This is a genomic window from endosymbiont of Lamellibrachia barhami, from assembly GCF_011947365.2.
Classification (GTDB): Bacteria; Pseudomonadota; Gammaproteobacteria; order Chromatiales; family Chromatiaceae; genus QGON01.
Genome location: NZ_JAAVSH020000001.1, coordinates 1,314,912 through 1,322,431, shown reverse-complemented (window position 1 = coordinate 1,322,431; position 7,520 = coordinate 1,314,912). Strand labels below are relative to the sequence as shown.

Sequence of the window (7,520 nt, the reverse complement as noted above, 5' to 3'; positions counted from 1 at the left end):
CTCTCTCTGCGACCTTTGCGTCATCTAGGCGTATCCGGACACGCTGAGCCAATGTGACTAAGTCACATACATTCGACGCAGCCACGAGTAGCATTCTGGGCATGGCGTTGCCTCTCATGCTATTGAGGCTCGCCTCCTTCATCAACAGATCAGGAGAAAAAGATGATTAAGAACATTGGCGGAATAGAAAAAATTCTTCGTATTATCGTAGGTATTGCCCTACTGGCCTGGGGGTTCATCCTGAGCGACCCAATCAACTGGTGGGGCGCTATCGGTGCTGTGCCCCTGTTTACCGCATTGATGGGCTGGTGTCCCCTCTACTCAATTATTGGCGTCAACACCAACAAGAGTTGATCCCGGCCAAGCCCCGACGGGGGGCACCGACGCCACTGGTGTCGTGCCTTTCGTTTCGGGGTTACCTCCAGGTTGGACGGGGGCCGATTCACTCAGGGCCCTCGATTACGACGGGCCGTGGCCAACTGGCCAAAACCGCCTGCACGAGAGTGGCTAAAGGAATGGCAAAAAAGACGCCCCAAAACCCCCAAAATCCTCCAAACACCAGGATCGCAACAATAATTGCCACCGGGTGCAGATTAACAACTTCAGAGAAGAGCAACGGCACCAACACATTCCCATCCAGCGCCTGAATCACGAAGTAAGAGGCTGCGAGCCAGGCAAAATCGGGAGACCAGCCCCACTGAAACCAAGCAACGAAAAGCACTGGGAAGGTGACCACAGCCGCTCCGATGTAGGGAATGATCACCGAAAGACCTACGGCCACACCAAGTAACAAAGCGTAATTCAGTCCCAACAGGGAGAAAGTGGCATAACTCGCCGCCCAGATGATAATAATTTCCCAAAACTTTCCGCGCACATAGTTACCGATCTGCCGATCCACATCTCTCCACACCGTCCCTGCGAACTTTCGGTGCTTAGGCAGGTACTGGATAATCCAATCCAGGATCACCACTTTGTCTTTGAGAAAAAAGAAGACCAGTAACGGCATCAGAATCAGATAGACCAGCAGGGTAATAACGCCGACTACCGAGGCCACCGACCAGGAGAGCACCCGTTGGCCGAAACCACCGATCTCACTGCGAATCTGGCCAATCAGTTCCTCTATCTGTACCTGGGAGACGATTTCAGGGTATCTCTCCGGCAACTGCATCAACGCCTGCTGGCCGGTCGAGATCATTGTCGGCAACTGCTGCACCAGTTCCGTCACCTGACGGGAGAGCAGCGGCAGCAAGCCCAACACAACCAGCGCGACAAACAGCAGAAAACCGCTGAACACCAGTAGTACCGCACCCAACCGGGGACACTTACGACGCTCCAGCAGGCCAGCCACCCCCTCCAGCAGGTAGGCGATCACCACACTGGCCAACACCGGCGCAAGCATGTCCCCCATGGTCAAAACAACGCCAAAACCGATCACCAGAAAGATCGTCAGGGAGACAATCTGGGGGTCGGAAAAGTAACGTTTGAACCAGTCTGTAATGACTTGCATGGTTGTTTAAAGTCTAGGGCCTGTTAACAGGCCCTGCCTCGTCACGAGGCTGCTTTCCAGGTGCTGGAAGTTGGAAGCAGAATATTCAGTCTCCATCTCGATAACGCTGATAATGCCGCTCAAACAGGGCTTCAAGATCATCGATGACCTCCACTGCCCCCCTACCCTGCATCACATGAGCCATCATCAGTGACGAGGTCTCGCTGAACATCTGGTCCCGCTCCAGCATGAAGTAACTCTCACTCAATCTTTTGATCGCCTTTACCACGGATTCACTCTCAGGACGCGGGGTCGGCTTGAACGTCTGCAGCGGCTCCGGCTCGAAATGGGTTTCCTCTCGACCTCGTCCTGTTAAAAATTCGGCGAACGCCATCAGACTCTGACGGTTCTGTTCATCCAACACCAAATACAAATCGAGCAGCTTGCGCTGCTCTGGAGGTAATTTTTTCTGGGTTGGCATAAACTGCAAAGCTACATTTCCTCAGTAGAGTGACTCTCACAGTAAGCACTGGCAAATTCGAGTAATTCCTCCATGACCCGGAGGCGAAACTTCTGTTTCTGATGGACAAAGGAGAACGGACGTTGCAACGGCGGGTCCAGCTTAATGGCACACAGAGTACCCAACTTCAACTCTTTCTGAATGGTCGCCCGGGAGACCACTGAAACACCCATACCCGCTTCCACTGCCCCCTTGACCGATTCCGGGCTGCCCAACTCCATAGTGATGTTCAGGTTGTTGTCGCAGCTATCAAGGTGCTCACACATATAGTCATTGATAACCTCCCGGGTGCCGGATCCCTCCTCCCGGCAGATAAAGGGAAAATCCAGCAGTTTCTTGAACGGGATGGCAGCGTAACTTCCCAACGCATGGCCGGGTGGCACAATAGCAACCAAATGGTCCTCCCGGCATACCCTGACCACCAGGTTCTTGTTGCCCACAGGAGCTTCCACAACCCCCAAATCGATACTGTTGTTCTCCACCATGGAGACGATGCCATCAGAGTTGGAAACCCGCAGATGAATGGTGACTTCCGGATAACGTTTGCCGAAATCACCGAGCAACGCGGGCAGCATATACTCCGCAATGGTGGTGCTGGCGCCAATGGTCAGCGCCCCGCGGATCTCGCCGGTCATCTCACGCACCGCGTTTTCCATATCGGCATAGAGAACGAAGATTTGATCGGCGTATTCGAATACCCGGCCCCCTGCCTCGGTGAGGCTGATCCGGTTGTGTGTGCGGTCGAACAGTCGCGTGTTGAAATACTCCTCGAGTTGACGCACCTGAAATGTCACCGCAGGCTGTGTCATGTGCAGGTTTTCAGCCGCCTTTGTAAAACTCAGCAGGCGCGCAACCGTGTGAAATACTTGTAACCTGCGATCGGCCATACTTATTTTCCCCTGCTCAGCCTCGGCTTTCTGTGCCGATAAATTCCTTTTATATCATAAAACCCTATTATGAGGGAATGCTAATCTAGTCCCCGCCACAAAAAAAACCGTATTTTGGTGGCATTTTTCCCCTGAATCTCTTAGCCTCACGGGATTGCCTAAAATAAGGGCAAAAAATAACCATACAAATACGGGCGGAGGAACCCATGCATCAAACCCACACACCGAAACTGCACAATCTGGCCCTGGCCTGCGGAATCGCACTTGCGTTCTCCGTTCAACAAGCCGCCGCTTCCGGTTTTGCTGTCCCTGAACTTTCGGTTTCCGGCATGGCACAATCAAATGCCGTAGTCGCAAACCACAAAGATCTCGGCGCAATTGCCTACAACCCCGCAGCTATGTCTTTCCATGAGGGGGGATCAATCAGTCTCGGCGGGCTGTTGGTCAAGCCCAATCTGAGCGTCACCACAGGCAACGGTTCATTCGATAGCGAGTCCAATGACCTTGTGGCAGTTCCCGCCATCAGTGCGCATTATCAGATGAGCGAAGACTGGTCGATCGGCCTGTCTGTCAATGCACCTTTTGGGCTGGAGACCGATTGGCTGCCAGAGACCTTTGCTGCCAGCGCCGCCAATCCTGGCGGATATCCTCTGGGTGAAACCATGCCCACCAATACCAAGCTGGAGATCGTCGCCTTCTCCCCCAGCGTCTCGTATATGATCAACGACAATTTCAGCGTAGCAGGCGGCATCGATCTCTACTGGATGAAAAAGGTGATATTCAATGCGGCGGTTAATGATGGGGGCGTGGCGTACCCTGCTGTTGAAATCGAGGGTGATGGCCGTGGCGCCGGTTTAAACATCAGCGGCCTCTATGTGATGAACAACTGGAGCTTTGGTGGCAGTTTCCACTCAGCCGCAAAGATCCCCATCGACGGCACTATTGTCCTTCCTCCCGGCTCACCGGTACCTGGCTTTGCCTCAAACAATGTGGTTGCCGAACTTGAAGTGCCTTACCGCCTGCAGATCGGTGTGCGCAACCAGACAACGAATAAGCTGGCGCTGGAGTTCGACATCACCCGAACAGGATGGAGCAGTTTCGACACACTTGTGGTGGATAACAAGGAGCTCTCCCTTATCAACTACGTCAGCAGCGAAAACAAATGGAAAGACGTCAACGCCTACCGTTTCGGCGCCACCTACGACCTCACTGGAAAAACACAGTTGCGTACTGGCTACACCTTTGATGAAACCCCGCAGGATGACGACTACTACAGCCCCCGCGTACCCGATGCCGACCGCCACCTCTTCAGCTTTGGCGCTGGCCATCAACTGGGAGACGGCTGGTCGATCGACGCCGGTTATATGTACGTTAAGTTTCAAGACCGCACACCAACTGCGACAACCCACGCCAATGGCGAGACGAATGGCACCAGTGCCGTTGTGGGCGACTACGAGTCCAGCGTCCACCTGTTTGGTTTTGGTGTGAACAAGACGTTTATGTAAACCACATCCCGCTACAACCACAAAAAAACCGGCCATCGCGCCGGTTTTTTTGTATCTGCCCTTGTTCATGTTGCTTCTATCAATCACGACAGATGCGTATCGCTACGCTCAGTACATCTCACGAGTCCGTGGTTTCCGGACTTTCGTGGGGTAGCTGAATACGTGCCTATTTTGTAGGTTGGGTTAGATGCGCATGGTTTCAAACTTTCATTTTGCCAGCAAGTTCCGGGCGCATCGTAACCCAACAGCACTTTGTCGGGTTACGTCGCGCGCAAGGCACCGTACCGTATTTCAATCTTGTACTGCCGCGCGACTAACCCGACCTACATTGAATTGTGCTGAATAGTTAGTAAAAGCCAGACATAAAAAAAGCGCCACCCCTTGTGAGGGCAGCGCTTTGGAACTGCAATTTACAACGGATTAGATGTAAAGGCAGATATCACTTTCGCCAGCAAACTCAAAGAATGCGGCGGCACCGGCGTATTCGACGCCGTCGATGAATTCAGCGGTATTCATATCAAACAGGTCAACGGTCATCTGGCAAGCAACCAGCCGAACCTCAGCCTCCTGACAAAGATCCCGCAATTCCGGCAGACTGGCAACGCCTTTGGATGCCATCTTCTTCTTCATCATACTGGTCATCATGCCCTGCATACCCGGCAGGGTCAGACCCAGGACAGGAAACCACTTATCCATGCCCATCGGCATCGGCATACCCGGATTGCCCAGCGGGGTCACTTGCAGATCCAGATTCTTTTTCAGAAGCTGCAGGCCGTAGAAGGTGAAGAATATCTCGGTATCATAACCCAAGGCCGAAGCGGTCGACGCGAGGATAAAAGGCGGATAAGCCCAGTCCAGCGAACCCTTGGTGGCGATGATGGCTAACTTTTTCGTGTCTGACATCTAAACTGTCTCCAATATAACCCAATGGCTGGAAATCAGCCTTTCTTGATCAGGAATTCGAACTTGCCGCCGACTTCCTTGGATTCCATCAGCTCGTTACCGGTCTGCTTGGCAAATGCCTCGAAGTCCTTCACGGAACCGGGATCAGTAGCAATGATGTGTAAAACCTTGCCAGACTCCATGCCGTTCAGAGTCTTCTTTGCACGCAGAATGGGCAGGGGGCAGTTCAGTCCGCTTGCATCCAACTCTTGATCGAAATCAGCCATGGTAAGACCTCCAGAATATGGTTGTATTAGAATGTATAGGAATAATCCAGGGCGTAATTTATATGCGAAGCGCCACTGAAACGCAAGCAAAACCTCTTGGCGAAACAGTGGCCAAACAGGCTACAAACCCGTTTACCTATGGAAATTCAATTTGTTAGCTAGCTTTTCTAGCAGCCACCTGATAACCCGAGCGCGCCCAACCCAGAATACCACCGCGCAGATTAATCACGTTTTTAAACCCCTGCTGAATCAGATAGGCACAGGCATGGTAGGAACGGGCACCGCTGTGGCAGTAGAGGATCACATCCTTATCCTTGGGCAGTTCATCCATGCGCAGGGGAATGACATGCATCGGCATATGATCTGAATCAGGCAGCATCCCCTGGGCCACTTCGCCGACACTGCGAATATCCAGCAGATAGAAGTCGTCGCCCGCGGAGATGCGGGTCTGCAGATCGGAAGAGTCGATTTCCTGTACCAGCACGTTTTACCACCTAATATTGAATAACTGAGCGCATTAGTATATTAATGCGTTTAAATATTTCAAGCCAAAAGCATGAAGTAATCGTATAAAATAGCATGGATTTCACCGGGTTGTTCGCCCATGCCCGACAGCTGTGGCAATCCACCATCACTCCAAATTCTCACTGAAGCATTGAATATATGGACTTTTTCCCCATCTTTCTCGACATCAACAGCAAGCGCTGTCTGGTGGTAGGCGGTGGCCCTGTCGCCGAACGCAAGACCGCTGCCCTGCTGAATTCTGGTGCAGCCGTTATTCTGGTTGCACCCGAACTGACGCCAAATCTGACCACCTGGCGAGATGCAGGACAGCTTTCCCATGTGGAGCGGCATTTTGACGAGGGTGACCTGACGGAGAGTCATCTCGTCATCGCTGCAACCAGCGACAGTGAAGTCAACCGCAACATTGCCGAGCTGGCCAACGCACAACGCATCCCGGTCAACGTTGTGGATCAGCCTAAACTCTGCAGCTTTATCGTTCCCTCGGTGATCGACCGTTCTCCCGTGGTTGCCGCAATCTCCACTGGCGGCGCCTCTCCAGTGCTGGCGCGTCTGATTCGAGCCCGCCTCGAATCCCTGATCCCTGCGGGATACGGCCGCCTGGCAGAATTCTGCGGCCGTTTCAGAGAACGGGTAAAGGAGACCTTCAGCGAACCGAAAGACCGGCGTCTGTTCTGGGACAACGTGCTGCAGGGTGGAGTGGCGGAACGCATCTTCTCCGGACACGCCGACGAGGCGGATCAGTTGCTGGAGAAGGCTCTCACGGAGGCCAAACTCTCGGAACCGACCGGTGAGGTCTATCTTGTGGGTGCAGGGCCGGGCGATCCGGACCTGCTGACTTTCCGCGCCCTGCGATTGATGCAGCAGGCCGATGTGGTCGTTTTCGACCGGCTGGTGGCGGAACCGATCCTGGAGATGACACGCCAGGATGCTGAGCGCATCTATGTCGGTAAGGAGCGCTCCAACCACGCCATGCGGCAGGAGGAGATCAACAAACTGCTGGCGCGTCTGGCCAAAGAGGGAAAACGGGTGGTGCGTCTGAAGGGCGGCGACCCCTTCATCTTCGGCCGCGGCGGCGAGGAGATCGACACCCTCGCCGAAGAGGGCATCCCCTTCCAGGTCGTACCCGGCATCACTGCTGCTGCAGGTTGCGCCTCCTATGCGGGCACTCCCCACCCATGAGATTGATGCCCAGTCGGTCACCTTCGTCACCGGCCACCTCAAAGACGGCACCATGAATCTCAATTGGGAGATGCTGGCACAACCCAATCAGACAATCGTTTACATGGGACTGTTCGGACTGCTCCGTGATCCGCCAGCAACTCCAGGCTCACGGCACCCTGGGACATGCCCATCGCACTTCTGTTCAGCAAGGCACCACTACATGCAACGGTCTTCACCGAGCAATACGTAACTGAAACGAAGTACACA

Annotated in this window: 8 protein-coding genes and 1 pseudogene; 3 read left to right on the top strand and 6 right to left on the bottom strand. The window is 53.7% G+C overall.

Annotation, left to right across the window (positions count from 1 at the left end; genetic code table 11):
* Positions 1-162: 162 nt before the first annotated feature.
* Positions 163-354, top strand: coding sequence for a YgaP family membrane protein (locus G9Q73_RS05915; protein ID WP_177418972.1), 192 nt, complete (start codon positions 163-165; stop codon positions 352-354).
* Between the two features lie 88 nt (positions 355-442).
* Here G9Q73_RS05915 and G9Q73_RS05910 read toward each other — a convergent pair whose 3' ends face one another.
* The 3 genes from G9Q73_RS05910 to G9Q73_RS05900 form a co-directional block, all read right to left on the bottom strand.
* Positions 443-1,507, bottom strand: coding sequence for an AI-2E family transporter (locus G9Q73_RS05910; RefSeq protein ID WP_177418971.1), 1,065 nt, complete (start codon positions 1,505-1,507; stop codon positions 443-445).
* Between the two features lie 85 nt (positions 1,508-1,592).
* The gene (locus G9Q73_RS05905; protein ID WP_177421290.1) at positions 1,593-1,967 is read right to left on the bottom strand and encodes a Crp/Fnr family transcriptional regulator; all 375 of its coding nucleotides are present in this window, start codon (positions 1,965-1,967) and stop codon (positions 1,593-1,595) included.
* An 11-nt stretch (positions 1,968-1,978) separates the two neighbouring features.
* The gene (locus G9Q73_RS05900) at positions 1,979-2,893 is read right to left on the bottom strand and encodes a LysR family transcriptional regulator (protein WP_177418970.1); all 915 of its coding nucleotides are present in this window, start codon (positions 2,891-2,893) and stop codon (positions 1,979-1,981) included.
* Between the two features lie 206 nt (positions 2,894-3,099).
* Between G9Q73_RS05900 and G9Q73_RS05895 the strand changes: the two genes are divergently transcribed.
* On the top strand, positions 3,100-4,398 hold the full coding sequence (locus G9Q73_RS05895) for an OmpP1/FadL family transporter (protein ID WP_177418969.1): 1,299 nt from the start codon (positions 3,100-3,102) through the stop codon (positions 4,396-4,398).
* Between the two features lie 420 nt (positions 4,399-4,818).
* Here the strand turns inward: G9Q73_RS05895 and dsrE2 are convergent, their stop codons facing one another.
* The 3 genes from dsrE2 to G9Q73_RS05880 all read right to left on the bottom strand — a co-directional run bounded on the left by dsrE2 (position 4,819) and on the right by G9Q73_RS05880 (position 6,051).
* On the bottom strand, positions 4,819-5,301 hold the full coding sequence (dsrE2, locus tag G9Q73_RS05890) for a sulfur carrier protein DsrE2 (protein WP_177418968.1): 483 nt from the start codon (positions 5,299-5,301) through the stop codon (positions 4,819-4,821).
* A gap of 35 nt (positions 5,302-5,336) precedes the next feature.
* Positions 5,337-5,567, bottom strand: a complete 231-nt coding sequence (locus G9Q73_RS05885) for a sulfurtransferase TusA family protein (protein WP_177418967.1) — start codon at positions 5,565-5,567, stop codon at positions 5,337-5,339.
* A 154-nt stretch (positions 5,568-5,721) separates the two neighbouring features.
* Positions 5,722-6,051 carry a rhodanese-like domain-containing protein gene (locus G9Q73_RS05880; protein ID WP_369408844.1) on the bottom strand — a complete coding sequence of 110 codons (330 nt, stop codon included), beginning with the start codon at positions 6,049-6,051 and terminating at the stop codon, positions 5,722-5,724.
* 179 nt (positions 6,052-6,230) lie between these two features.
* Between G9Q73_RS05880 and cysG the strand changes: the two are divergent.
* Positions 6,231-7,471 (top strand): annotated as a pseudogene (gene cysG / locus G9Q73_RS05875) (siroheme synthase CysG); the annotation flags it as partial.
* Between the last annotated feature and the right edge of the window lie 49 nt (positions 7,472-7,520).